Source organism: Marinobacter aromaticivorans, from assembly GCF_002806975.1.
Classification (GTDB): domain Bacteria; phylum Pseudomonadota; class Gammaproteobacteria; order Pseudomonadales; family Oleiphilaceae; genus Marinobacter; species Marinobacter aromaticivorans.
This window is the reverse complement of the sequence record NZ_NIHD01000003.1, coordinates 212,162-236,361: the sequence shown is the minus strand read 5'-3', so window position 1 is coordinate 236,361 and position 24,200 is coordinate 212,162. Positions and strand designations below refer to the sequence as shown.

General features: G+C 56.1%; 23 protein-coding genes. 8 read left to right on the top strand and 15 right to left on the bottom strand.

All coding sequences use genetic code 11. From position 1 onward, the window contains the following. Positions 1–3: 3 nt before the first annotated feature. The 8 genes from CDH48_RS06245 to CDH48_RS06210 form a co-directional block, all read right to left on the bottom strand. Positions 4–834, bottom strand: a complete 831-nt coding sequence (locus CDH48_RS06245) for an aminotransferase class IV (protein WP_100687872.1) — start codon at positions 832–834, stop codon at positions 4–6. A gap of 6 nt (positions 835–840) precedes the next feature. Beyond that, positions 841–2,088, bottom strand: coding sequence for a beta-ketoacyl-ACP synthase II (fabF, locus tag CDH48_RS06240; RefSeq protein WP_100687871.1), 1,248 nt, complete (start codon positions 2,086–2,088; stop codon positions 841–843). A gap of 138 nt (positions 2,089–2,226) precedes the next feature. After that, complete coding sequence (gene acpP, locus CDH48_RS06235; protein ID WP_012136033.1) at positions 2,227–2,460, bottom strand: acyl carrier protein; 234 nt, start codon at positions 2,458–2,460, stop codon at positions 2,227–2,229. A gap of 135 nt (positions 2,461–2,595) precedes the next feature. Next, entirely contained in the window at positions 2,596–3,339 is a 744-nt protein-coding gene (gene fabG, locus CDH48_RS06230) for a 3-oxoacyl-ACP reductase FabG (RefSeq protein WP_100687870.1), read from the bottom strand. 26 nt (positions 3,340–3,365) lie between these two features. Continuing rightward, positions 3,366–4,304, bottom strand: coding sequence for an ACP S-malonyltransferase (gene fabD, locus CDH48_RS06225; RefSeq protein WP_100687869.1), 939 nt, complete (start codon positions 4,302–4,304; stop codon positions 3,366–3,368). Between the two features lie 111 nt (positions 4,305–4,415). Beyond that, the gene (gene plsX, locus CDH48_RS06220; protein ID WP_100687868.1) at positions 4,416–5,417 is read right to left on the bottom strand and encodes a phosphate acyltransferase PlsX; all 1,002 of its coding nucleotides are present in this window, start codon (positions 5,415–5,417) and stop codon (positions 4,416–4,418) included. 43 nt (positions 5,418–5,460) lie between these two features. Then, positions 5,461–5,640 carry a 50S ribosomal protein L32 gene (gene rpmF, locus CDH48_RS06215; RefSeq protein WP_100687867.1) on the bottom strand — a complete coding sequence of 60 codons (180 nt, stop codon included), beginning with the start codon at positions 5,638–5,640 and terminating at the stop codon, positions 5,461–5,463. Between the two features lie 101 nt (positions 5,641–5,741). Beyond that, positions 5,742–6,296 carry a YceD family protein gene (locus CDH48_RS06210; RefSeq protein ID WP_100687866.1) on the bottom strand — a complete coding sequence of 185 codons (555 nt, stop codon included), beginning with the start codon at positions 6,294–6,296 and terminating at the stop codon, positions 5,742–5,744. Positions 6,297–6,431: 135 nt separating this feature from the next. Here CDH48_RS06210 and CDH48_RS06205 point away from each other — a divergent pair, with 135 nt between their 5' ends. Then, positions 6,432–7,028 carry a Maf family protein gene (locus CDH48_RS06205; protein WP_100687865.1) on the top strand — a complete coding sequence of 199 codons (597 nt, stop codon included), beginning with the start codon at positions 6,432–6,434 and terminating at the stop codon, positions 7,026–7,028. 16 nt (positions 7,029–7,044) lie between these two features. Here CDH48_RS06205 and CDH48_RS06200 read toward each other — a convergent pair whose 3' ends face one another. The 3 genes from CDH48_RS06200 to rluC are packed head-to-tail and all read right to left on the bottom strand — an operon-like array spanning position 7,045 to position 9,819. Then, the gene (locus CDH48_RS06200) at positions 7,045–8,070 is read right to left on the bottom strand and encodes a S49 family peptidase (protein WP_100687864.1); all 1,026 of its coding nucleotides are present in this window, start codon (positions 8,068–8,070) and stop codon (positions 7,045–7,047) included. 37 nt (positions 8,071–8,107) lie between these two features. Then, positions 8,108–8,755 (bottom strand): HAD family hydrolase, encoded by a 648-nt coding sequence (locus CDH48_RS06195; RefSeq protein WP_100687863.1) that lies wholly within the window; start codon positions 8,753–8,755, stop codon positions 8,108–8,110. Continuing rightward, positions 8,755–9,819 (bottom strand): 23S rRNA pseudouridine(955/2504/2580) synthase RluC, encoded by a 1,065-nt coding sequence (gene rluC, locus CDH48_RS06190; protein ID WP_100687862.1) that lies wholly within the window; start codon positions 9,817–9,819, stop codon positions 8,755–8,757. Before rluC ends, CDH48_RS06195 begins: the two co-directional genes overlap by 1 nt. A gap of 605 nt (positions 9,820–10,424) precedes the next feature. On the opposite strand from rluC, the gene rne reads away from it, so the two are divergent. Together rne and CDH48_RS06180 are read left to right on the top strand one after the other, a co-directional pair. After that, entirely contained in the window at positions 10,425–13,712 is a 3,288-nt protein-coding gene (rne, locus tag CDH48_RS06185) for a ribonuclease E (protein WP_100687861.1), read from the top strand. Positions 13,713–13,715: 3 nt separating this feature from the next. Then, complete coding sequence (locus CDH48_RS06180; RefSeq protein ID WP_100687860.1) at positions 13,716–14,258, top strand: YecA/YgfB family protein; 543 nt, start codon at positions 13,716–13,718, stop codon at positions 14,256–14,258. Here CDH48_RS06180 and CDH48_RS06175 read toward each other — a convergent pair. Then, positions 14,255–15,133, bottom strand: a complete 879-nt coding sequence (locus tag CDH48_RS06175) for a PHP domain-containing protein (protein ID WP_100687859.1) — start codon at positions 15,131–15,133, stop codon at positions 14,255–14,257. The two genes, CDH48_RS06180 and CDH48_RS06175, sit on opposite strands and share 4 nt — an antisense overlap. A gap of 143 nt (positions 15,134–15,276) precedes the next feature. Here CDH48_RS06175 and CDH48_RS06170 point away from each other — a divergent pair, with 143 nt between their 5' ends. The 3 genes from CDH48_RS06170 (at position 15,277) to CDH48_RS06160 (ending at position 16,689) form a co-directional block, all read left to right on the top strand. Further along, positions 15,277–15,576, top strand: coding sequence for a YciI family protein (locus tag CDH48_RS06170; RefSeq protein WP_100687858.1), 300 nt, complete (start codon positions 15,277–15,279; stop codon positions 15,574–15,576). 145 nt (positions 15,577–15,721) lie between these two features. Then, positions 15,722–16,393, top strand: a complete 672-nt coding sequence (locus CDH48_RS06165) for a TIGR04211 family SH3 domain-containing protein (protein ID WP_100687857.1) — start codon at positions 15,722–15,724, stop codon at positions 16,391–16,393. Between the two features lie 5 nt (positions 16,394–16,398). After that, on the top strand, positions 16,399–16,689 hold the full coding sequence (locus CDH48_RS06160) for a PilZ domain-containing protein (protein ID WP_100688095.1): 291 nt from the start codon (positions 16,399–16,401) through the stop codon (positions 16,687–16,689). A gap of 21 nt (positions 16,690–16,710) precedes the next feature. On the opposite strand, the gene rraA is transcribed toward CDH48_RS06160, so the two are convergent. Next, positions 16,711–17,190, bottom strand: coding sequence for a ribonuclease E activity regulator RraA (gene rraA / locus CDH48_RS06155; RefSeq protein WP_100687856.1), 480 nt, complete (start codon positions 17,188–17,190; stop codon positions 16,711–16,713). Positions 17,191–17,232: 42 nt separating this feature from the next. Continuing rightward, the gene (gene ppsA / locus CDH48_RS06150; RefSeq protein WP_100687855.1) at positions 17,233–19,605 is read right to left on the bottom strand and encodes a phosphoenolpyruvate synthase; all 2,373 of its coding nucleotides are present in this window, start codon (positions 19,603–19,605) and stop codon (positions 17,233–17,235) included. Between the two features lie 224 nt (positions 19,606–19,829). Here ppsA and ppsR point away from each other — a divergent pair, with 224 nt between their 5' ends. Further along, a complete protein-coding gene (ppsR, locus tag CDH48_RS06145) occupies positions 19,830–20,645 on the top strand; it encodes a posphoenolpyruvate synthetase regulatory kinase/phosphorylase PpsR (protein WP_100687854.1) in 816 nt (271 codons plus the stop codon). A gap of 53 nt (positions 20,646–20,698) precedes the next feature. On the opposite strand, the gene CDH48_RS06140 is transcribed toward ppsR, so the two are convergent. Next, positions 20,699–23,623, bottom strand: a complete 2,925-nt coding sequence (locus tag CDH48_RS06140; RefSeq protein WP_100687853.1) for an insulinase family protein — start codon at positions 23,621–23,623, stop codon at positions 20,699–20,701. A gap of 101 nt (positions 23,624–23,724) precedes the next feature. Between CDH48_RS06140 and CDH48_RS06135 the strand changes: the two genes are divergently transcribed. Beyond that, a complete protein-coding gene (locus CDH48_RS06135) occupies positions 23,725–24,186 on the top strand; it encodes a hypothetical protein (protein WP_100687852.1) in 462 nt (153 codons plus the stop codon). Positions 24,187–24,200 lie beyond the last annotated feature (14 nt).

Here is a 24,200-nt window from a genome sequence, read left to right as displayed (position 1 = left end):
GAATTATTCCAGCAGTTCGAGAGGATTAAAGATTGTCGCAAGTCCATCATCTGCAGGCAAATCCTGGCCGGCAAGACGACGCACGGGAACCACGCCCATGACACTGTTCAGAAGATAGAGCCCCTGACACCGCTCCCCCATAACATCCTCGATACTCAAAGCGCACTCCATAACCGACTCGCCCCTTGCCCTGAGCCTTTCCAGTAGCCATTGGCGCAGTATGCCGGCTACAGCAAGCACCTTGACTGGCGGCGTTATCCAGCCTTCGCGCACTTTCAGAAGCAGGTTGGTGCGGGTGCCTTCAATCAGATCACCGTTGGTGTCAGACATGAGTACCTCGAACAGGTCGTCCTCAATCTCTCTGGCAGCCATAACCTGCTCCAGGCGATTGAGCGATTTGATGCCGGCAAAAAGCGGATTAACCGTCAGGGGCACGCGGGAAAAATCAGCAAAAACACCGGAACCTGGAGGTGGGGCGGGCAAAGGGCTGGCAGATGCAATCAGGTTTGGCCGGATGCCCGGCCCCGGCTGATAGCCACGACCACCCTCTCCGCGCGTGAGCGTTAATTTCAGCACCCAGCCACGGTCGCTCTCCTGCCCGGTAAAACGGCCACTGTAGCGCGCAATTGCTGCAGTGCAGGCTTTGCGAAGATCTGCATTGGCCAGGGGAATGCTGAGCCTGCCAGCGTCACGAACCATGCGCTCCAGGTGACGCGACAGCAACACCCCCCGGTCGCCATGCATTCGGATCGTCTCGAACAGCCCGTCACCGTATGCGGCACCCCGGTCACCCGCGGGCAGGCCCCCTTCATCAGCCCAATACAGACCGAACACGGCGCCTCAGCCTTCGTAACGGCGCATAATCAGCGTGCCGTTGGTTCCACCAAAGCCGAAGGAGTTGGACAGGGCTACGCGTACATCGGATTTGCGGCAGGTATTGGGCACCAGGTCCAGATCACAGCCTTCATCGGGATTGTCCAGATTGATGGTGGGTGGCAGCACGCCATCACGTATGGCAAGCAGTGAAAAAATGGCTTCAACTGCGCCTGCTGCACCCAGCAGATGCCCGGTCATGGATTTGGTGCTGCTCATAGCCAGTTGGCTCGCGTGGCCACCAAACACCCGCCTGGTAGCTGCAACTTCTGCCACATCACCGACCTGCGTCGAGGTCCCGTGGGCATTGATGTAATCAACGTCTTCCGGTTTCAGCCCGGCGTCCCGCAGTGCATTGCTCATGGATCGTGCGGCGCCGTCGCCATCCTCAGGTGGGGCTGTAATATGATGGGCATCATCGCTCATACCAAACCCGATCAACTCACCGTATATGGTTGCGCCACGTTTTCTGGCATGTTCCAGTTCTTCGAGCACAACAACGCCCGCGCCGTCACTGAGAACAAAACCATCCCGGTCTTTGTCCCATGGGCGACTGGCCTTCTGTGGTTCGTCGTTACGGGTTGAAAGTGCTTTGGCAGAGGAAAACGCCGCAATGCTAACGCGGGTTGTCGCCATCTCGGAACCGCCGGCGAGCATGACATCCGCGTCCCCGTAGGCAATGGTGCGGGCGGCGTAACCAATGTTATGGGTGCCGGTTGTGCAGGCAGTCACAATGGCAATGTTGGGCCCCCGGAAACCAAAACGGATGGCGGCATTGCCCGAAATCATGTTAATTATCGATGCAGGAACAAAGAACGGCGACACTTTGCGTGGGCCGGATTTGTCCATCGTGAGCACACTTTTCTCGATGTATTCGAGCCCGCCAATCCCGGAACCAATAGCAATACCGGCACGTTCGTGGTCCAGCTCATCGAATTCAGCCAGACCACTGTCATTCAACGCCTGTTGCGCTGCGATCAACCCGTAATGGATAAACGCATCCAGCTTTCTGGCTTCTTTCGTCGAAAGGTAAGATTCCAGATCAAGGCCTTTGATGGCGCCACCAATCCGGGTGTTGTATTCCGACGCATCGAACCGGTCAATCATACCGATCCCGCTGCGACCCGCCAGGATCCCGTCCCAGGAAGATGCAACATCATTGCCCAAAGGCGACAACATTCCCATGCCGGTGATAACAACCCGTCTTTTGCTCATAACCCTGCTCACCTGATCTTTTTTCTTTCATTGACAGCGATCCCGCCAGACACGCGGGCAGTTTCCGGACAATAAAAAAGCCGTCCTTCACTGAATGGCAAGGACGGCTTTTTGCCTGGCTAACTTGAACTTGGAGTATCAGGTATGCGCGACAATGTAGTCGATCGCGTCCTGAACACTGGCAAGCTTCTCGGCTTCTTCATCCGGAATTTCAGTTTCAAATTCTTCTTCCAGCGCCATGACCAGCTCAACGGTGTCCAGTGAGTCAGCGCCAAGATCCTCTACAAAAGAAGAAGAGTTCTGAACTTCGGACTCCTTCACGCCCAACTGTTCACAAACGATCTTCTTCACGCGCTCTTCAACTGTACTCATAATGTCCTCACTTTGTGTATTAACCAAGCAACTCAAGTGCTGCAAGTTTAGTGTAAACCCCACCTGCAAACAAGCAGGGATCCGGTCAAACATGTTGTGCGGCGGGGGGTTGCGTACAAGCTCCGAAACCGGAGCTTATCCCATGTACATTCCGCCGTTTACGTGAATGGTCTCTCCAGTCACATAACCGGCAACATCCGAAGCCAGAAAAGCGACAATAGCCGCCACTTCTTCCGGCTGCCCCAGACGACCCGCGGGTATGATTTCCAGCATAGCCTCACGTTGCTTGTCGTCCAGTTTTTTTGTCATATCTGTGTCGATAAAGCCGGGCGCAACACAGTTGGCTGTGATGCCACGATTCGACATTTCTTTCGCAAGGCTGCGGGTAAAGCCTTCCACACCCGCCTTCGCCGCACAATAGTTGGCCTGGCCCGGGTTGCCCATACTGGCAACCACAGAACTGACATTAATAATGCGCCCCCAACGTGCCTTGGCCATCCCCCGTATAACAGCTTTGCTTGTACGGTACACGCTTGAGAGGTTGGTTTCGAGCACCGACGCCCAATCATCATCCTTAAGGCGCATCAAAAGGTTGTCACGGGTTATACCCGCGTTATTGACAAGAATCACCGGTGCGCCGGATTTTTCGGCTATCTCTTTGAGACCGGCCTCGATACTTTCAGGGTCGGCGACATTCATCACAATGCCATACCCGTTTGCGCCAGCAGCCTTGAGATTGTCTGTAATCGTCGCTGCACCATCTGCGCTGGTGGCAGTGCCCACCACCAGTGCGCCCTGTTCGGCGAGCGCCAGCGCTATTGCTTTCCCGATTCCACGGGTAGCACCGGTTACCAGTGCTGTCTTGCCTTCCAGAGACATTCAGGACTCCCTTAATTCAAAACAGTTCAGGACGGCTCAAATGCCGCAAGCGCAGCGGCCATCGCGTCCGGTTCCTCTATGCCGTACACGGCAAGCCCGCGATCGATACGCTTGGCAAGCCCGGCGAGCACTTTACCAGTGCCGCACTCGATAGCTACCTTGACATCATTTGCCACCAGAGCGCGGACAGAATCTGCCCAGAGTACCGGTGAGTATAGCTGCTTCAAGAGATTAGCTTTCAGTGTAGCCGAATCTGTCTCGGCTGCTGCGTTAACATTTTGTATAACCGGAATGAGGGCATCGCTGAAACGAACGTCATCCAGGGCCTGGGCAAGCTCGTCCGCCGCACCTTTCATCAGGGCGCAATGGGAAGGCACACTCACCGGCAGTGGCATGGCCTTACGGGCACCCCTGGCCTTGCAGGCTTCGATGGCCCGTTCGACAGCTGCCGCAGAACCTGCAATCACCACCTGGCCAGGGGCATTGAAGTTCACTGCGGACACCACATCTCCATGGGCAGCTTCTTCGCAGGCTGCAACAACGTCGGCATCCTCCAGCCCCAGAATGGCCGCCATTTTACCGTCACCAGCGGGAACCGCCTCCTGCATCAGTTCACCGCGCAAGCGTACCAGTTTAACGGCCTCAACAAAATCAAGGCTTTCAGCCGCCACAAGTGCGCTGTACTCGCCCAGACTGTGACCTGCAAGAAAGGCGGGCCTTGATCCACCTGCCACAAACCACTGCCGCCATAACGCAACACTTGCAGTCAGCATGGCAGGCTGGGTGACCATTGTCTGATTCAGTTCCTCTGCCGGCCCCTTCTGGCAAACTTGCCAGAGATCGTAACCAAGCACGTTGGAGGCTTCAGCAAAGGTTTTATTGATCATGGGCCAGGATTCGGCAGCAACGGAAAGCATGCCAACCGACTGGGAACCCTGTCCGGGAAATATAAAGGCTGATTTCATAAGCGCGATCTTACCGTCATTGGAGGTTTCAGGAGATTAGCCAATAGTACAATCTGCACGGGTTTTGCGCGAGCAAGCCACCGGATTCGATGCGGTATCAGCAATAAAGGCTCACAGCATCAGGTCGTCAAGGCGCTCGTTAATTCGCTGCGGCACTTCAAGCTCAACTTCACGGACCGCCTGCCGGATAGCGGCAAGCATGGCACGCTCATTGGCGTTGCCGTGGCTTTTTATAACCACTCCCTGAAGCCCGAGCAGGCTGGCGCCATTGTGGCGGGAAGGATCCATCAGGCGCAGGAGACGCCCAATGATAGGGCGGGCAAGAAGGCCCACAAAGCGGCCATAGAGTGACTGGGTAAATGCCTGTTCCATAAGTTCAATCAGCAGGCCGGCCACACCCTCGCCGGTTTTCAGTGCGATATTGCCAACAAAGCCATCACAAACCACCACATCCGCAACATCGCGGAAGAGATCACTGCCCTCCACATAGCCGATGTAATTCACGGAGTCACTCTGGGCCAGCATCAGTGACGCAAGACGCACCTGCTCATTACCTTTGATCTCCTCCTCACCAACGTTCAGCAGCGCAACCCTGGGCTCGCCCTGACCACAGATTGCGGAAGCCATCAGCGAACCCATCAGGGCATACTGGTAGAGGTTTTCTGCGCTGGAGTCCACGTTGGCACCAAGATCCAGAACGTGGCACCGACCGCGGAGAGAAGGAATCAGTTTGGCAATGGCAGGACGTTCGATACCCGGGTACATGCGGATAATCGAGCGGCCAAACGCCATCAGGGCGCCGGTATTGCCGGCGCTAACACACCCCTGGGCATCACCATCACGAACCAGGCCCAGGGCGATGGCCATGGACGAGTTTTTCTTGTGGCGCAACGCATGGGAGGGGCGCTCGTTCATACGAACAACATCTGCGGCTTCCACGATGCGAATTCGCGGATGCCCCTCACCCAAAAAAGCCTCGAGCTCACTCCGGATTCCCACCAGAATGATGCTCAAGGCTTTGTTTTCACGCACCGCTTCGAGGGCTGCAGCTACGACAACACCTGCGCCCCGATCGCCACTCATGGCGTCAATCGCTATGGTGACCGGCTTCACCGCTGCTTGACTCGATCGGGATTAGTACGGCTGCGCAACGGGATTACTCGTCGCTGGCCTCGATTACCTGCTTGCCACGGTAGAAACCATCCGGAGACACGTGGTGGCGACGATGAACTTCGCCAGTCGTTGAATCAGTGCTCAGAGCAGCAGCGCTCAGAGCATCGTGGGCACGGCGCATGCCACGCTTGGAGCGGGTCTTGCGGTTCTTCTGTACAGCCATGGTTATACTCCTGACCTGTTAACGTAAACTTGACTTGAATATCGCTACGAGTAACGAGTGTTCATCTGATTGTGCCAGCCTCGCGAGAGCACCTGACCCAATCAATGCTTTGTATTCTTGAGCCCTGCCAGCACACTGAACGGGTTGTCGCCCGGCCTTTTTTCCGGCTCTGCCGAAGCATTGTCTGGCTCATAAGCCTCCAGATCCTCTTTCGCCGGGCACTCATCCCGCTCATGAAGCGGATACGGCGGCAGTACAAGCAGCAATTCATCCTCGACCATTGACCAGAGATCTGCACTGAAATCATCGGTCAGGAATGGCTCGAGATCCTTCGGCAACCGTTGCGCCTGCTCGTCGCTGGTAACCAGACCCAGCACAAACCGGGAGGTTAGCAATGATACCATTGCCCCCATGCAGCGCTGGCACTCCAGTTTAACCTGGGCCTCAAGCTCACCAGAGACAATCCTGCGACGCTCGCTGTCCATGTAAAACTGAAGTTTCACATGACATACGGCGCCTTCATCATACCCCAAAACAGCATCCCCGAAACGAGACAAGGCCCTGACAGGGATTTCACCCTCCAGATCGCTGTTGTGCTCTGCCAACCGGTAAGGGTCGACTGTTTTCGGCAATTCTGCACTGGACGCTTTTGACATAGGCGCGCAATTCTAGGGGCGCAGCTCGCTACTGTCAAAGACTTCGTGGGCTTTTGGCCAGGGTTCCGGTTTTCGTAGGTGTATTCTACGATACGCGCACGAAAAAACACGCAAAATTGATCGGAGGCCGGCCTTATGCCGCAAAAACCCGTCTTACTGGCTTCATCGTCTCCTTACCGCAAGGAGCTTCTGGCCCGTCTCGGCCTGCCGTTCTCCTGCGCCAGCCCGGATATTGATGAATCCCCGCTGCCCGGCGAGGCGCCACACACACTGGCCATGCGTTTGGCCCAGAGCAAAACGAAAGCCCTTGCAGCTTCTCATCCGAACCACTGGATCATCGGCTCCGATCAGGTAGCCGCGCTACCCGATGGCACCTTCCTGAGCAAACCCGGGTCATTCGCAACAGCCTGCCGGCAACTGCAACAGAGCAGTGGCCAGAGCGTTATCTTCCACACCGGGCTGGCACTTCTGGATTCAAATTCGGGAAACCTGCAGGCCTGCTGCGAAGTTTTCACGGTTCACTTCCGAAACCTGAGCAGAAAAGAAATTGAAGCCTATTTGCATAAGGAACAGCCCTACGACTGCGCCGGCAGTTTTAAAATGGAGGGGCTGGGCATCACCCTGTTCCGGGAACTGCAGGGGCGCGACCCCAACAGCCTTATTGGCCTGCCACTGATCGCCCTCAACAGCATGCTGACAAACTGGGGCAGGAACCCGCTTCTGGAGCCCTGATGCCAGCCGGCGCTGATTATCTCAGTTCCAGACGCGACTCAACAAGCTGCCCCACAACACCCTGCCCGAAAGACACACCGAGTTGGTCAACAAGATCCCGCAGCGGCCCTTTGCGACGGCTGTAATCAACCAGATTTTCCTGGCCGACGATCTGCCTGGCGACATGGGAGGCACTGCCCAGCCCGTCAATCAGCCCCAGCTCCAGTGCCTGCTCACCACTCCAGACCAGACCACTGAACAGCCGGGGATCATCCGCCAGGCGGTCACCTCGGCCCTCTTTAACAGCCTCTATAAACTGCCGATGAGTGTTTTCCAGCACACTCTGCCAGAATTCCACCTCCTGTTCCTGCTGGGGAGAGAAGGGGTCCAGAAATGCCTTGTTTTCTCCGGCAGTATAAAGCCTTCGCTCAACACCGAGTTTTTCCATGGCCCCGGTAAACCCGAAGCCGCCCGCCACTACGCCTATAGACCCCACAAGGCTGGCGCGATTGGCATAAATCTCATCAGCCGCCGCAGCGATGTAGTAAGCTCCCGATGCCCCGATGTCGGAGATCACTGCATAGACCTTTTTTTCCGGATACTCTTCTCTTAGCCGCTTGATTTCATCATAAACATAACCCGACTGAACCGGGCTTCCACCCGGGCTGTTGATGCGCAGGATAACGGCTACTGCATTCTCCTGCTCGAAGGCAGAGCGCAGGGAGCCGGCTATATTGTCCGCACTGGCAAGCTCATCTGCCGCGATCGTGCCATTTATCTCCACCAGGGCCGTGTGCTTGCCGGTCGTGGCCTCGAGACTGCCGCCAAATGGTGACCAGAAAATGGCCAGCAAGGCAAACAGGTAGGCGAAGGTGAGCAGCTTGAAGAAAATGCCCCAGCGCCTGCTGCGACGCTGCTCTGCCTGCAAGGACATAACCAGCTTTTCAATCAGCTTCCAGTCACGACCGGATTCCGGCGGCAAACGCGGCGCCTTTCGGCCTGAACGAGGTTCGACAGGCTTGTCACCCCAATCCGCTGTCTTGTCAGTATCCCAATCACTCATCCGTTTATCCTGTCAGAATCAGCCACACGAGGCTTGCTTACAAACCGAGCACACTGCGAAGGTCGGGCACAGAACTCACAATGGCGTGAGGCGCATATTCACCCAGCACATCACGCTTGTGCACTCCCCATTCAACACCGATAGATGGCATACCAATGCGTTGCGCCATTTCCAGATCATAGCGTGTATCGCCAATCATAACGGCCTCTGTGGGCTCAATTCCGTAGAAAACCAGAATTTCTTCGAGCATACGCGGATCCGGTTTGGACCGGGTTTCATCGGCACAGCGCGTAATATCGAAATGCATCCCCAGGCCACTGGAAACCAATGCCGACTGGAGCCCTCTCCGGCTCTTGCCGGTTGCCACAGAACAGCCCCGACCGGCGCTGCGAAGATCTGCTACCACCTCTGACATACCATCAAAGATATTCTGCGGCGTTGTCACCTTGCGAAAGAAATAATTGGCATAGCCTTGGCGAACGGCCACTATTTCATCACGGCTGATGCCCGGATAGAGTTTTTCCAGGGCCTCAACCATACCCAGGCCTATGATGTCACGATAGGCTTCCCGCTCCAGCGCCGGATAGCCCAGCTCAGTTGCGGCCTGATGAAGGCTGTCCGCAATATGGTCTACGGAATCCACCAGAGTTCCGTCCCAATCAAAAATAACAACTTTGACGTCCATTAACTTACTCCCGTTGCACGCACTTCAAGCTTGCTCAGCACGTGACTGAATACCTCATCATATGGCGCCTCGAACCGGACTTTCTCACCGGACCCGGGCAAGGTAAGCTCCAGGGCCCTGGCATGCAGCATAAGGCGCTGACCGCCAAGCGACCGGAACGCCTTGAGACTGACATCATCCATATATTTGTCATCTCCCGCTATCGGATGGCCGGAACAGGCCGCGTGTACACGAATCTGGTGGGTCCGACCGGTCACCGGAGAAGCCTCAACCAGACTGTAACCCCGGAACCGCCTCAGGCAGGAGAAGGTTGTAAGCGAAGCCTTACCGGCTTCATCCACCCTGACCCTGCGCTCCCCATTGGGCATTTCATAGCGCAGCAACGGCTCCTCAACCCGGCGAAGCCTGTCTGGCCAATCCCCGGCCACCAGTGCGTGGTACTGCTTACGAATACGCCTTTGCCGGAGTTCATCCTGCAGGTAACGTAATGCCGAGCGCTTCTTGGCAATCATTACCAATCCGGAGGTATCGCGATCCAGGCGGTGCACCAGCTCCAGAAAACGCGTTTCCGGGCGGGCAGCCCGCAGCACTTCAATCAAACCGAAACTGAGACCGCTCCCACCGTGGACAGCTATACCAGATGGCTTGTTGACAACCAGCAACTGATCATCCTCAAAAACAACCGCAGCCTCAATCACCCCCTGCACACGACTGCCCGGAGCCGCCTGTGGTTCTTTTTCCTTGCGGGCCACGGGCGGTATACGCACCTGGTCACCCAGCGCAAGGCGGGTATCCGGCTTGACCCTGCCCTTATTAACCCGCACCTCCCCTTTGCGGACGATGCGATAAATAACGCTTCTGGGCACGCCCCGCAGCTGCGCCAGCAAAAAATTGTCCAGCCGCTGGCCCTCGCTGTTTTCGTCAACCGTTACCCACAGAACACTCTGCTGAACCAGCTCCTGCTCCGGGCCGGCGGGCCGGGCATCAGCACCGTGATCCGTGCGAGGCTTCGGTTTTCCAGCTTTTGTTCTGACGGTTTTTCCGGAAGCAGATTTTCGGGACATAAGGATCCTTGGGCAGATGATATAACAGACAGCAAGAGCAGGATTGAACGACTCCTTCATTGCTGTTATATTCCAGCGTGATCTGTCGTTTGCCTACGGCCTGACCAACTCTTGTCAGAAGCCGGAGCGGCAGAAGTATACCGACACTATTCAAGAGTTTGAACGCCGAGCACCTGATCACTAACGGGCACGGCGTTGAAAATATGTCCGGAATGCCAGAAATTACCCGCTTGCAGCGGCGAACTGGTTCCGGAGAACTGAAACCGCGCGGAAAACCGCCGGGCGATATCGCGAAGAATCACTGCCACGCAAGGCCGGGCCGTCCAGCTTACGAATACGACGTGAGACCCAGGCACTTGTGTGAACCTGAAAACGGATTATATGCGTCAACAGACACGAACCCTACACGACACTTCTCTGCCGGATAACAGGCGGAGCGTGGGCGGTGGTCTCAGATCAACAGGATCATACCCCGGAAGGGAATGATTTGTCTGTCCGCCGCTCCGCACCTGTACATCAGGGCCAGCGGCACGCACATCCTGCTTCGCAGATGCGACGCCCTGCGGTTTTCTGTCAAAATCTAACGACAGGAAATCCTTTTTTCCATGAAAAGAATGCTCATCAATGCAACTCACCCCGAAGAGTTGCGCGTCGCCCTGGTTGACGGCCAGCGTCTGTTTGATCTTGATATCGAATCCAGCTCCCGCGAGCAGAAAAAAGCCAACATCTACAAGGGGCGAATTACCCGCGTCGAGCCGAGTCTGGAAGCCGCCTTTGTTGATTTCGGTGCTGATCGCCACGGCTTTCTTCCATTAAAAGAAATCTCCAGGGACTACTTCAAAAAATCTCCCGGCCAGATCGAAGGCAAGATCAATATCAAGGAAGTGGTGTCCGAAGGCCAGGAAGTCATAGTCCAGGTCGACAAGGAAGAGCGCGGCAACAAAGGTGCCGCCCTCACAACGTTTGTGTCTCTTGCCGGCCGCTACCTGGTCCTGATGCCCAACAACCCCCGTGCAGGCGGCATTTCACGCCGGATTGAAGGCGAAGAGCGAGCACAACTCAAAGAAGCCATGAACGACGTTCAGGTGCCCAAATCCATGGGTATCATTGTTCGTACCGCCGGCATTGGCCGCAACAGCGAAGAACTGCAATGGGACCTCGATTACCTGGTGCAGTTCTGGGAAGCAATCACCCAGGCTGCGGGGGAACGCAAAGCGCCGTTCCTGATCCACCAGGAAAGCAACGTTATCATCCGCGCCGTTCGTGACTATCTGCGCCAGGATATCGGAGAGGTCCTGATCGATTCGGAGAGCGTTTACGAAGACGTACTGAATTTCGTGCGCGCCGTGATGCCAACCTTCGAAAACAAAATCAAGCTGTACAAGGATGAGATCCCCCTGTTCAGCCGCTACCAGATTGAAGGTCAGATCGAAACCGCATTCCAGCGGGAAGTCAGGCTTCCTTCAGGCGGCTCCATCGTGATCGATCCCACAGAGGCCCTGGTCTCCATCGACATCAACTCCTCCCGTGCCACCAAAGGCCAGGATATTGAAGAAACCGCTTTCCAGACCAACCTGGAAGCGGCGGAAGAAATCGCGCGCCAGCTTCGCCTGCGCGACATGGGCGGTCTGATTGTCATCGACTTTATCGACATGACACCGGCCAGGAACCAGCGGGAAGTAGAGCAGAAAATGCGTGAGGCCCTGGAAATCGACCGGGCACGGGTTCAGGTAGGCAAGATCTCGCGCTTTGGCCTGCTGGAAATGTCACGCCAGCGCCTGCGCCCCTCTCTCGGCGAAACCCGCAGTGAAGTCTGCCCCCGTTGTGAGGGCCAGGGCACTATTCGTGGTATCGAATCCCTGGCGCTCAGCATCATGCGCCTGATCTACGAAGAGTCATCGAAAGAAAAGACCGGTGAAGTCCGGGCCATTGTGCCGGTTTCGGTGGCTACCTTCCTGCTGAACGAAAAACGCAAACAACTGGCCGACATTGAAGCCCGCCAGGAAGTGAACGTTGTTGTGGTTCCGGTACCTCACATGGAAACACCCCATTTCGAAATCCTGCGCATGCGTGATGACGAAACAACGCCTGAGCATATATCCAGCCATCAGGTGGCCCAGGAATACAGCGAACGGGAAGAAGAAGTGTTTGAGGTGCCAACAGCGGAAAAGCCGGTTCGCGAGCAAGCCGCAGTGAGAGCCGTTCGCCCGAGAACCTCGGCACCAACCCCCACCACCGCCTCCTCTCCAGCCGCGCAAAGCCAGCAAACCGCGGAACAGGATGCTGGCCTGCTGCGCAGAATTGGCCGCAAGATTGCCTGCTTCTTCAGCGGAGAGGAAGCGCAACAGGCAGAAAGCAGCGACAGCCCAGGCAGGAATGCCACTCGTGGTGATCAACGCAACCAGGCGCGGCAGGATCGCCGTAAAACCCGTGTAGCCCGCGATGACCAGAGCGCGGGCGGGAATAACCGCAGTGGAAACGAACGTCGCCAGAGCAGTACTCAGCAGAACCGCAGTGACGACAATCGCTCCCGGGGCCGCACCCGCAATGACAACCAGAACCGCTCCGGCCAGAGCCGCCAGGTTGCTGACAAGAGTGCGGATGGCAAGGGCAGCGAAACCAGAAGCGCGGACAGCCGCAGCAGCGACGCCCGCCGGGATAACCGCAAAGATAGTCAGAGCCGCAGCCAGAACCGCAGCCGCCCGCAGCGTGACGCCAAAACCAATGGCGATCAGAAAATCGCCAATCTGCAGGACGATGCACAGAAGCCAACGGCCGACAAATCAGCTTCGGACGACAGCCGCCGCAAGCCTCGCCGGCCCCGTAACCGGGATGGATCGCCTTCCGAAACCCCAGCGTCCACGCCGGCTGCGCGCAAGAATGCCCGCAATGCCCGGCATCAGAAAGACACACAGCCGGAAACCGGCGATGACAGAGCTGAAATAAAAGAAACGGCTGTGCCGGATAAAGCCACTGCTGCAACTTCGGCCAACGGCGCCCCGGCTCCCGGGCAGCAGCAAGAGCCTTCAGCCGGCAAAGAGCCTTCAGCCGGGAAAGAGCCCTCAGCGGAGAAAGAACCTTCAGCGGCAAAAGAGCCCTCAGCGGAGAAAGAACCTTCAGCGGCAAAAGAGCCCTCAGCGGGAAAAGAGCCGAAAGCTCAGGAAAAGCCTTCAACTGAAACCAAAGCAGCAACCGAAAAGCCGCGTCAGGCTTCAACAGCCAAGGCTGCAGCGGACACATCCAGGGCTGAATCGGACCAACAAAAGGCTCCCCGGGCAGCAGCGACGGAACCCGAAGCGACAACCGGTGCCGGCAAAGCAGTGTCAACCGGCAAAGACAGCGGATCTTCGGTCGATTCCGACAGTAAGCCGGTAACGGAATCCGCTGTAACAGCAAAACCCGAAGCTGAAAAAGAGCCGGTAGCGGAGGAAAGCAAAAAAGCATCGGTGCCGGAAGACAAAGCACTGCCGACTGAAAAGAGCAAGGAGCCGTCCTCCGAGAGGGATAAAGAGCCTTCAGCCGAGAGGAATAAAAAGCCTTCAGCGGGAGAACATAAAGAACCCTCAGCCAAAGAGCCAGAAGAATCCGCAGCAAACGCCAAAGCCGGGTCGGCTGATGATGAAGACGCTGCAGCTAAGGCGAAAAAACCCAGATCAACCCCGGCCAGAAGCCGGACCAAATCTGCTGCGACCGACAAAACTGCCGAAAAAACCGTGACAGACAAGCCAGAGGTAGCAAAAGCCAACTCTGAGCCCGCGTCCACGGGCGAATCAGCTGCCAATGACAATGTACCCGGGATTCCGGTTACACCGGGCCGTGCCTACAACGATCCCCGCGAAGTACGTAAGCGGCAGCGGGCAGCCGAAGAAGCCAAAAAGTCCGAGGGTAATTAACACATGCTGTCCAACTCCGACATTGAAGCGCTGGAAGACATACTGTTCGCCGACCCCTGGGGCGATGACGCCCTGGACTTCTTCGGTTTCCACGGCGTTGTCTGCGCCAGCGTTGTCGGGCCTGCCGAGCTGAGCGTGGAAACAGTTTTCCGCCTGGTGACAGGCACCGACAAGACCCCAGGTGGTGGTATTCCAGACATCTTCCGGCAGTGTGTTACCCGGTTGACAGCAGACCTGACCAAAGCCCTCGATATGGGCCAGGCCCTGGAACTGCCGGAACCGGAAGATGGCGACCCCATGAACGCGCTGGAGAACTGGTGCGCGGGATTTGTGGACACCTTTCTGGAATATGAGGATGAGTGGCTTGATGCTGCCGGCGAAGAAGAAACTGCCGACCTGATGGTCCCCATGCTGACATTATCAGGGCTGTTCGATGATGAAGATTTCCAGAATGTGCGCAACAGCGAAAAGCTGTCGCGCCAAATGGCGGATGCCATCCCCGACTCGCTGACCGATCTTTACCTGCTGTTCCACGCACCGGATTAAGCCGGTGCGGTGGCGCCGGGAACCTGCTTGAAATGATGCCAGACCGGTTCCAGCCCGTCTGGCATTTTCACGACACGGCCCAACTCACACCATGGCGCACCGGGAAAGTGAAAGTCGCTACCCTGGGATGCCAGCAGCTTTTCCCGCTTGCATAATTCCGCGAGAAACCCCAGATCGCCACTGGACTGCCCGGAGGTGGAAACCTCAATCCCACGCCCCCCTGCGCGACAGAAATCCGCTGTCAGCTCCCTTAGTTTTGTCGCCGTAAGCTGGTATTTGCGAGGGTGCGCCAGCACCGCAATTCCTCCCGCTGCGTTGATCCAGCGCACCACCTCTTCAAGCTCGGGCCAGAAGGCTCTCACATCACCAACTTTCCCGGCACCCAGATAGCGCTTGAATGCCTGCGCTGAATTCCAGACGATGCCCGCCTCAACCATCACTTTCGCAAAGTGCGGCCGACCGGGAACATCACCGCCAGCCTCAGCGGTAGCACGCTCGAGCAACTCCGGAACCGCCAGTTTGCCCAGACGCTCGGCAATCATGGCCGCCCTGCTCCAACGGTTCCGATGCTGAAGTTCAAGGGCGGCAAGAAAGTCGCTGTCAGTGAGATCAATATCCAGGCCCACAACATGTATCGTGCGGCTGCGCCATAAACAGGAAAGCTCGATTCCGGGGATCAACATCACACCCTGGGCAACAGCGGCTTTTTCAGCTTCAGCCAGACCACTAACTGTATCGTGATCGGTCAGAGCAAGGTGCGTAACACCCATTTCAGCGGCGCGCTCCAGCAATTGTGTTGGCGTAAGCGCGCCATCGGATGCCGTGCTGTGGCAATGCAGATCAATGCACAAAACAGGGTCTTGCGGTATAGTCACAGAAATTCCCGGGTAAAATATGGCGGAGTGAACAGCAATGCCAGTTCGAGCCGGCGTTCACTGGCCCCGAACCTGACACCAGTGTACCAGCCAATCTACTCTTTGCATTAACCCCAGGCCACATCACGAATCCGGAGGCTTTTATGTATTACGCTATTATCAGTGAAGATGTCGATAACAGCTTGTCTTTACGCCAGAGCGCAAGGCCTGCACACATAGAGCGGCTGCAAAAACTGAAAGCGGAAGGCAGGCTGTTGGTCGCGGGGCCACACCCGGCCATAGACACCCCGGACCCGGGTAATGCCGGTTTCTCGGGCAGTCTGGTGATCGCAGAGTTTGATTCCCTGGCTTCGGCCCAGGCCTGGGCAGACAGTGATCCCTACATGGATGCCGGGGTATACAGCAGGGTCACTGTTAAACCGTTTAAAGCCGTGTTGCCCTGAATACCAGCGCAGCTGTCCATGAGTTTTTTGTAATGACGGCTCGCTTGAACAACCGGGCATCTGTGACAGAATTGCTGCTTTCACAGCTTTGTTAAGCTTTATTAACAGCGTATCTCTTAAACCGAACACCGTGGGAAACTTGCCAGTGACGTTTTTTCGCCTTGCCATCAGTGCGCTATTTGTATTGTCTTCCATCGCCACGGCTCAGGCGAAAACCGTCTGGGTTGATGACAAGCTCTACCTTCCGGTTCGCTCCGGGGCTGGTTCCCAGTACCGCATCATTGAAAATGCGGTACCAAGCGGAACGGCGCTGGAGGTGATCGAAACCTCGGATTCCGGCTACACCCGTGTGCGCACCCCCAAAGGCAACGACGGCTGGGTGTCCAGCCAATACCTCAGCGACACCCCCATTGCCGCGGACCAACTGAAAACCGTGAGCCGGCAGCTCGAACAAGCGAAATCCGAGCTATCCTCACTTAAAGAGCAACTGAAGGAAGTATCCAGCGACCGGGATGCCCTGAGCAATGCGGAGTCGACACTGTCTGCGCGCACCGAAGAGCTGCAGCAGGAACTCAGGCGCATCAAGAACATTGCGTCAGATTCGATTAACCTGGAGCGCCGGAATCGTGAGTTACTGGGGGAAAACCAGAAGCTGCGAAATGATCTGGAAGTGCTGACAGCAGAAAACGAGCGGCTGGAAGCCAGCAAGGAATCCGATTTCATGTTGGTCGGCGCTGGCCTGGTACTTGGGGGCGTACTCCTGGCACTGATTATTCCGATGCTCAAACCCACAAGAAAAACCGACAACTGGGCATGAACCTTATGAGGGACTATTCGGAGAAGCGCGATTTTCATCGCATGCAGGTTGAGTCAGAAATCGAGATTACCGACAGCAAAGGAAATACCTTCGCGGGTACTTGCAGGGATCTCAGCGCCACAGGGATGCAACTGCTTGTGCGCAATCCTGTAGCGGTTGGCGAAGAGCTGAGCACGGTTCTGCGCCCCGGCAGCGATCAGTTTCCGCCTCTTGAGACCATCTGTGAGGTCATCCGGTGCGAGCCCGAGGGTGACGGCTTTTTGCTGGGAACCAACATCAGCGAAGTCACCCGCTAGGGCTGGGCCCTGCCCCCGGGATTAAACCAGGGGCTTTTCTGACACAACAATGCCGTTATTGTCGGCATAAACATAGTGACCGGGGCGAAAGGTTACGCCGTGGAAGGTCACGGGCACATTCAGGTCGCCCAGGCCACGCTTTTCGCTTTTTCTGGGGTAAGTCGCCAATGCCTGAACCCCCAGGTCTGTTTTGCCGATTTCATCCACATCCCGCACGCAGCCATAGATAATCAAACCGGCCCAGCCGTTGCTGGCTGCTTTCTCGGCCAGCATGTCGCCCAGCAGAGCGTGGCGCATGGAGCCTCCGCCGTCTACAACCATTACACGGTCCTTGCCGGGTAGACCAACCTGCTCCTTGACCACTGAGTTGTCTTCAAAGCACTTTACGGTAACTATCTCGCCACCAAAGGCCTTTATTCCACCGTAGTTATTAAAGCCGGGCGCGACCACCTCAACTTCCGGAAACTCGTCACACAGATCCGGGGTAATAATTGTTGCCACCTTATCGCTCTCCTCAAGTGCCGAATTAAGTGCAAAAGTGAATCAGTCGATTTTTTCGTCCGCCAGGAAAAACCAGGTGTCGAGAACGGAATCCGGATTAAGGGATACCGAATCAATACCCTGATCCATAAGCCATTTGGCGAGATCAGGGTGGTCGGATGGCCCCTGGCCGCAGATACCAATGTACTTTCCGGCCTTCTTGCACGCCTGGATGGCGCTGGACAGAAGAATTTTGACGGCTTCATCCCGTTCGTCGAACAGGTGCGCAATAATACCCGAGTCGCGATCCAGACCGAGGGTCAGTTGGGTCAGGTCGTTGGAGCCAATGGAAAAGCCGTCAAAGTGCTCGAGGAACTGATCCGCCAGCAACGCATTACCCGGCAGTTCACACATCATGATCACTCGCAGGCCGTTCTCGCCACGCTTCAGGCCATTCTCCGCCAGCAGATTGACCACCTGCTCTGCTTCGCCCACAGTGCGCACGAACGGCACCATTACCTCTACGTTGGTCAGCCCCATCTCGTTACGCACTTTCTTGAGCGCACGACACTCCAGCTCGAAGCAGTCACGGAAGGTTTCGGAGATATAACGGGAAGCACCCCGGAAGCCCAGCATCGGGTTTTCTTCATCCGGCTCGTAAAGGGTGCCACCAATCAGGTTGGCGTATTCGTTGGACTTGAAGTCAGACAAACGCACGATGACTTTCTTTGGCGCAAATGCAGCGGCCAGGGTAGAAATGCCTTCCACAAGTTTGTCCACGTAAAAATCAACCGGCGATCTGTAGCCGGAGATACGCTTCTCTACGGTCTGCTTGATATCCCGGGGCAGGCCCTCAAAATTCAGGAGAGCCTTCGGGTGTACGCCAATCATGCGGTTAATAATGAATTCAAGGCGCGCCAGCCCAACCCCTTCGTTGGGCAGTGACTGGAAATCAAAAGCACGGTCCGGGTTACCCACGTTCATCATGATCTTGAACGGGATATTGGGCATGGAATCTACGGTGTTTTCACGCAGCTCGAAGTCCAGCGCACCTTCGTAGATCAGCCCCGTATCACCTTCGGCACAGGACACGGTCACTTCCTGGCCGTCTTTCAGTACTTCTGTAGCGTCGCCGCAGCCCACAACCGCCGGGATACCCAACTCACGGGCGATGATCGCTGCGTGGCAGGTACGACCGCCACGGTCGGTAATAATCGCTGACGCCCGCTTCATGACAGGTTCCCAGTCCGGGTCTGTCATATCCGTAACCAGCACATCACCCTGCTGTACACGGTCCATTTCCTTGATGCTGGTAATGATCTTGACCGGGCCTGCGCCAATCTTGTGACCAATGCTGCGGCCTTCCACCAGCACCGTGCCGGTTTCCTTGAGCAGGTAACGCTCCATCACGTTGGCAGACGCGCGGCTCTTAACGGTTTCCGGGCGCGCCTGCACTATGTAGATTTTGCCGTCATCACCGTCTTTGGCCCACTCGATATCCATTGGGCGCTGATAGTGCTTCTCGATGATTATCGCCTGCCTGGACAGTTCCTCGACTTCCGCGTCAGAAATGCAGAAACGACCCCGGTCTTCCGGGTCCACCTTGACGGTTTCCACGAGCTGACCACTGCCGGGCTCCGAGTGATAGACCATTTTTATGGCTTTGCTGCCAAGATTGCGACGCAACACTGCCGGCCTGCCTGCTTCGAGAGTGGGCTTGTGTACGTAAAACTCGTCGGGGTTAACAGCACCCTGAACCACCGTCTCACCGAGGCCATAGGAGCCGGTAATAAAGACAACGTCGCGGAAGCCCGATTCCGTATCCAGCGTAAACATAACGCCACTGGCAGCGGTTTCACTGCGCACCATTTTCTGGATACCGGCAGACAAGGCCACCAGCTTGTGGTCAAAACCATGGTGAACACGATAGGAAATAGCGCGGTCGTTGAAGAGAGATGCGAACACCTCTTTTACAGAGGTACGCACCTGCTCAAGGCCCACTACGTTCAGAAAGGTCTCCTGCTGGCCGGCAAAGGAGGCATCCGGCAGATCTTCTGCCGTTGCGGATGAGCGTACGGCAACGGCCATTTTGTCATTGCCGTCCAGCATCTTGCTGTAGGCGTCCCGAAGCGCAACTTCCAGTGCATCCGGGAAGGGCGTATCTATAATCCACTGGCGAATCTTTGCCCCGACACGGGCAAGTTCATTGACATCATTGATATCGAGACTGTCGAGAACCTTGTCGATTTTTTCCTTGAGACCGTCTTTTGCCAGAAATTCGCGATACGCATGCGCGGTGGTGGCAAAGCCACCTGGCACGGTGACACCGGCGTTGGCCAGATTACTGATCATTTCACCGAGGGAGGCGTTCTTACCACCTACCTGGTCAACATTGGACATTCCCAGGTGATCAAACCAGATTATGTAATCTTCCAAAGCACGTCTCCCTTAGAATCTGTAAAGCAAAGAATATAGCCGGGCCAGCGGTATCAAACGTAAAAAGCAGACAACAACCACTGCGGAGTCTCGAATCTGCCGTGTATGATACTGTAACCTTCGGAATTTACCTAGGGACCCTCCGAGAAAGTGCACACAACTTTCCCGCCTTACCCTGGAAAATGTGCCCTGACAATCCGCCACATACGGAGCTGCAAAACACCATGAAACGCACAGCCTTCTTTATCTCCGACGGCACCGGCCTGACCGCCGAAGCTCTCGGGCACAGCCTTCTGGCCCAGTTCGAGAAAATTGAATTTGAGCGCGTTACCGTACCTTATATTGACGATATTGAAAAAGCCCGGGACATGGTCAAGCGTATCAACAGCGCCGCAGAGGCTGATGGCGCCCGCCCTCTGATATTTGACACCATTGTGGACAGTGCTATCCGGGAGGTCATCTCGGATGCGGAGGGCTTTATGGTGGATATCTTTGGCACTTTCCTGGGGCCGCTGGAACGGGAACTGGAGTCATCTTCGTCCTACTCTGTGGGCAAATCCCACTCCATCAACAATGAAGGTGTTTATGAAAGGCGCATCAATGCTGTGAACTTCGCACTGGACAACGATGATGGAGCGCGCACGCGTCATTACGATGAGGCGGATCTTATCCTGATCGGCGCGTCGCGCAGTGGCAAAACCCCCACCTGCCTTTACCTGGCTCTTCAGTATGGAATTAAAGCCGCCAACTACCCCATTACGGAGGAAGACCTTCTGGACCAGCAGATGCCCAAGGCACTGCGGCCCTACAAGGAAAAGATCTTTGGCCTGACGATTGATCCGGAGAGGCTGGCCACCATCCGCAATGAGCGCCGGCCAAATTCCCGTTACTCATCCCGTCAGCAATGCATGCACGAAATCGAAGAGATTGAGCTGATGTACCGGAGGGAACGCATTCCTTTCCTCAATACCACAGCCTACTCTGTAGAAGAGATCTCGACACGCATCATGGTTGCCACGGGCCTGAAACGGAATCGCTGAAAGCTGAATACCTGAACTGCCGGCAGGCCGCAGAGGGCCTGCCGGCTTTCTGCTTACAGTTCCTGAATACTCATACCAAGCTCTTCAACAAGACTGCGGTTTTCCGGGCTGGTCACAACTGCGGTGCTTGCGTTCTCCGGCACCAGCCAGGTGGCCGCAACCCGCCTGAGATCGTCCAGGGTTACCGACAACACCCGCTCGCGGAAACGCGCCCTTTGTTCAGGGCTGCGCCCGAACAGCTTGTTGTGAAAAGCATGGCGTGCGGCGCCGGCCGGTGAGCGCGGACGATCCAGCTGACCAATCACACCGAGTATGGATTCTTCCAGTGCCTGGTATTCATGGTCGGTTTCCTGAAGCCAGACCAACGACTCATCAAAGTCATCAAGGGTCTCTGCAAGGCGCGGATCCCGATAGGAAAAGAAACGGAAGTTGCCGTTCACGCTGTCCTGGGAAGCGCCGCCACCGTAGGCCCCGCCTTTTTCCCGGATCGCCCGGTGCAGGTAGCCATTACGGAGAAAACCTCCAAGCACGGTGAGCGCCGCCGCATCCGGATGATCAACGGCCACAGTGCTATAGGCACGGGCACAGAAGTTAACCTGAGTGGATGTAAGCCATGCCTCACGGGTCACAAAGTTTACCGGCTCCATGGTCCAGCGGGCGGATTCAATACCCCGGTCATCCTGCCAGCAGGATTTGAGATCGTCGATCAGCGCCGGCAGCTGGTCCTCCTCGCCAACAATCAGAAATTCCCGGGCCTGCCTGCGGATTTTTTCATGCAGGCTTGTCAGCTTCCGGCAGAAGGTCTCGAGCGCTTTCGGGTCTTTCAGTGACTGATCCAACTCTTTCGTTCCGCGAATTCCGGCCAGTCCGCCCAGACGGAAGCTCAACCAGGCACCAGGGCTGACTCCCTGGGCGGCAGCCCCCATGGCCAACACGTGGCCACTGCCAGTGACCGCCTGTTCCCGGCGCGCCCGGATCTGGGCGACAAGCTCACGAATACGGTCTGCTTCATCAAACCGCGCACTGGTGTATACGTCCCGAAGGAGCTTTGTCAGCGCCGTGCGATTGCGGGCCAACGCCTTACCATTGAATATCATGTAACCCTTGAGGTCCTGAACATCATCAATGCGGCCTTTGGCAGTGAATGACGCACTGATACCACCGGACTCCGCCGATATTCGATCCTGCATCTGAAGATAATCCAGGTCACCACAGCCAACCTCGGAAACCAGTGTGCTGTAATAAGGCAACAGCAACAGCTCCTCCTCCGTCAGGGCCGGCAATGGCAAAACCACCTGCTGGTATATCAGCCCGTTGGTTCCCCGGGCAAAGACCGTGGCTGAAATATCGCCGTCGAAGCGGGCCTCGGGTTCCGGCATCTGCAGGGGTACGTCGGTCAAATCCACTTTTGGCAGGATGGAATCGTCATCCTTGCGCATCTGGCGCTCTTCCAGAGCCCTGGCACGATCAACAATCTGCGTGATTTCTTCACTGGTGAGCTCTGCTTTGCGCTTTGCAAGAGCTTCACGGATTGACTGTTGGCGCCGCGCATCCAGCTTGTCGTCCGGCCGCAGGGTGAGCGTTACCCGGTGCGGGTTATCCAGCAGCTTGCGGCGAATAAGGCCGGGAATGTACTGCGGGTCGCGGATTTTCTCACGCAGCGTTGCCAGAACCGGCTCCAGATCCAGCAACTCAACGGGATCACCACCGTGGACCATGGGCGCAATTGCACTCATGATCAGCTGAAGACCGTATGGGAAACTGTCGCCGGCAATTTCCCGCTGATGCAGTTCGAGCTGATGAAGGATGGCTTCCAGGCGCTCCTCGCTGACACCCTCCTCAACGACTGTCTGCAACGTGCTCTCAATGAGAGCTTCCAGGTCTTTCTGTCTGTCTGGCTCACTGCCTTCAATACCGCAGACAAAGGTCATTTCCCGGTTGGAATCTTCCAGCCCGCACATGGTCGAGGGCGCCTGGCCGAGATCGGTTTTTTCCAGGGCGCGCATAAGCGGCGACGCACTGTTTTCCAGCAAAACAGCAGACAGCAACTGCCCTTCGAGGTTTTCCTGCAAATCAAAACTGTGGCCCAGCAGCCAGCCCATCACAATGTGGGTTTTGCTGGCGGTGTCTTCGCCCTCGTTTACCCCGTAAGCCTGCTCTACCCGAACCGGTGCGTACATGCGTTTTTCATCGCGCACGGGCAGCTCGACATCCAGCCTGTCAAAACGACTGAGCGCCAGTTCTTCAAACCGCTCATGATGCTCAGAGGCCGGAATATTGCCATAAGTGGCAAAAATCGCATTACTCGGATGGTAGTGGTGCCGATAAAAACGGATAAGGTCGTCGTAACTCAGGTCAACAATGTGATCCGGCTCGCCGCCACTGTTGTAGTGATACGTGGTCGTCGGGAACAGGTGGCTGCTCAGGTTTTGCCACAACTGTGAGGTCGCCGAGCTCATGGCGCCTTTCATCTCATTATAAACAACACCCCGGTATACCAGTTCGGTAGCCGGGTCATCGGGTTTTTCAAATTCGAGCCTGTGACCTTCCTGGGCAAAATCCAGCGGGTCCAGTTTGGAGAAAAACACCGAATCCAGATAAACAGACAGCAGGTTATCGAAATCCTTGCGGTTCATGCTCGCAAAGGGATAGGCGGTCCAGTCACTGCTGGTGAAGGCATTCATAAAGGTATTGAGCGACCGGCGAATCATCATGAAGAAAGGATCACGAACCGGATAGCGCTCACTGCCACACAAGGCCGTATGTTCAAGTATGTGAGCGACGCCGGTAGAATCCATCGGAAAGGTTCTGAGCGCCACAAAGAACACGTTCTCTTCGTTATCCGCCGCAAGATGCAGATGGCGGGCACCGGTTTTTCTGTGGCGATACTCTTCCACATCAAGGTTGAGAGTATCAATCCGGTGACTGCGGAGCTTTTCAAAAGCCGGATGGGTTGCGTTATCAATCACTGCAGCCATTCAAACTATCCTGTCGTTAAACAATTGGAGAATCACAGGGTAACACGTAGTATCAATGATCATGTATCCGTCCTTCATTTTGACAAGGCAGAAACAGTTTCATGAGTGCATCAGAAAGCCCTGAAAAAACAACTCAGGCGCCCGAAGTCGCAGCCTACTGGGCAGAACGGCGCAGGTATCTCGAGAGTATCCGGAAGTCCCCGGAAGTGAGGCAAAGGTACTGGCGTGAGGTGGCAGTCTACATGGCACGCCGCCTGCTTTGGTCGTTCGGCTTCTTTCCGGTATTCCTCGCCTTCTGGGTACCTTTGGTACTGGCCAGCTTCAACCCGGTGGTGCTGGCGTCGGATCTTATCCCCCTGCTGCAGGAGTTTGTGGGTTCAAATCCGGAAGTGCAGGCGACAATGCTCAGTACCCTCGCCATCGCCTGGGCGTCTGTCGGCTTTTTATTTCTGATTTTCGATTTTGTTCTCACGCCCTTCCGGTCGCCCTACGAATACGAAGCCGACGTCTACATGAAGGCCTGGGAGCAACTCAATCAGGAACAACTTCCGGCCAAAGTGTGATTTGGCCTGCATTC

What these genes read in the sequence shown, in the direction of transcription:
- acpP (WP_012136033.1), bottom strand. Translation starts at nt 2,460, where the DNA reads ATGAGTACAGTTGAAGAGCGCGTGAAGAAGATCGTTTGTGAACAGTTG.
- CDH48_RS06205 (WP_100687865.1), top strand. Translation starts at nt 6,432, where the DNA reads ATGCCGCAAAAACCCGTCTTACTGGCTTCATCGTCTCCTTACCGCAAG.
- rne (WP_100687861.1), top strand. Translation starts at nt 10,425, where the DNA reads ATGAAAAGAATGCTCATCAATGCAACTCACCCCGAAGAGTTGCGCGTC.
- fabG (WP_100687870.1), bottom strand. Translation starts at nt 3,339, where the DNA reads ATGTCTCTGGAAGGCAAGACAGCACTGGTAACCGGTGCTACCCGTGGA.
- rluC (WP_100687862.1), bottom strand. Translation starts at nt 9,819, where the DNA reads ATGTCCCGAAAATCTGCTTCCGGAAAAACCGTCAGAACAAAAGCTGGA.
- CDH48_RS06195 (WP_100687863.1), bottom strand. Translation starts at nt 8,755, where the DNA reads ATGGACGTCAAAGTTGTTATTTTTGATTGGGACGGAACTCTGGTGGAT.
- rpmF (WP_100687867.1), bottom strand. Translation starts at nt 5,640, where the DNA reads ATGGCTGTACAGAAGAACCGCAAGACCCGCTCCAAGCGTGGCATGCGC.
- fabF (WP_100687871.1), bottom strand. Translation starts at nt 2,088, where the DNA reads ATGAGCAAAAGACGGGTTGTTATCACCGGCATGGGAATGTTGTCGCCT.
- CDH48_RS06210 (WP_100687866.1), bottom strand. Translation starts at nt 6,296, where the DNA reads ATGTCAAAAGCGTCCAGTGCAGAATTGCCGAAAACAGTCGACCCTTAC.
- CDH48_RS06135 (WP_100687852.1), top strand. Translation starts at nt 23,725, where the DNA reads ATGAGTGCATCAGAAAGCCCTGAAAAAACAACTCAGGCGCCCGAAGTC.
- CDH48_RS06140 (WP_100687853.1), bottom strand. Translation starts at nt 23,623, where the DNA reads ATGGCTGCAGTGATTGATAACGCAACCCATCCGGCTTTTGAAAAGCTC.
- CDH48_RS06170 (WP_100687858.1), top strand. Translation starts at nt 15,277, where the DNA reads ATGTATTACGCTATTATCAGTGAAGATGTCGATAACAGCTTGTCTTTA.
- CDH48_RS06200 (WP_100687864.1), bottom strand. Translation starts at nt 8,070, where the DNA reads ATGAGTGATTGGGATACTGACAAGACAGCGGATTGGGGTGACAAGCCT.
- CDH48_RS06180 (WP_100687860.1), top strand. Translation starts at nt 13,716, where the DNA reads ATGCTGTCCAACTCCGACATTGAAGCGCTGGAAGACATACTGTTCGCC.
- CDH48_RS06160 (WP_100688095.1), top strand. Translation starts at nt 16,399, where the DNA reads ATGAGGGACTATTCGGAGAAGCGCGATTTTCATCGCATGCAGGTTGAG.
- ppsR (WP_100687854.1), top strand. Translation starts at nt 19,830, where the DNA reads ATGAAACGCACAGCCTTCTTTATCTCCGACGGCACCGGCCTGACCGCC.
- fabD (WP_100687869.1), bottom strand. Translation starts at nt 4,304, where the DNA reads ATGAAATCAGCCTTTATATTTCCCGGACAGGGTTCCCAGTCGGTTGGC.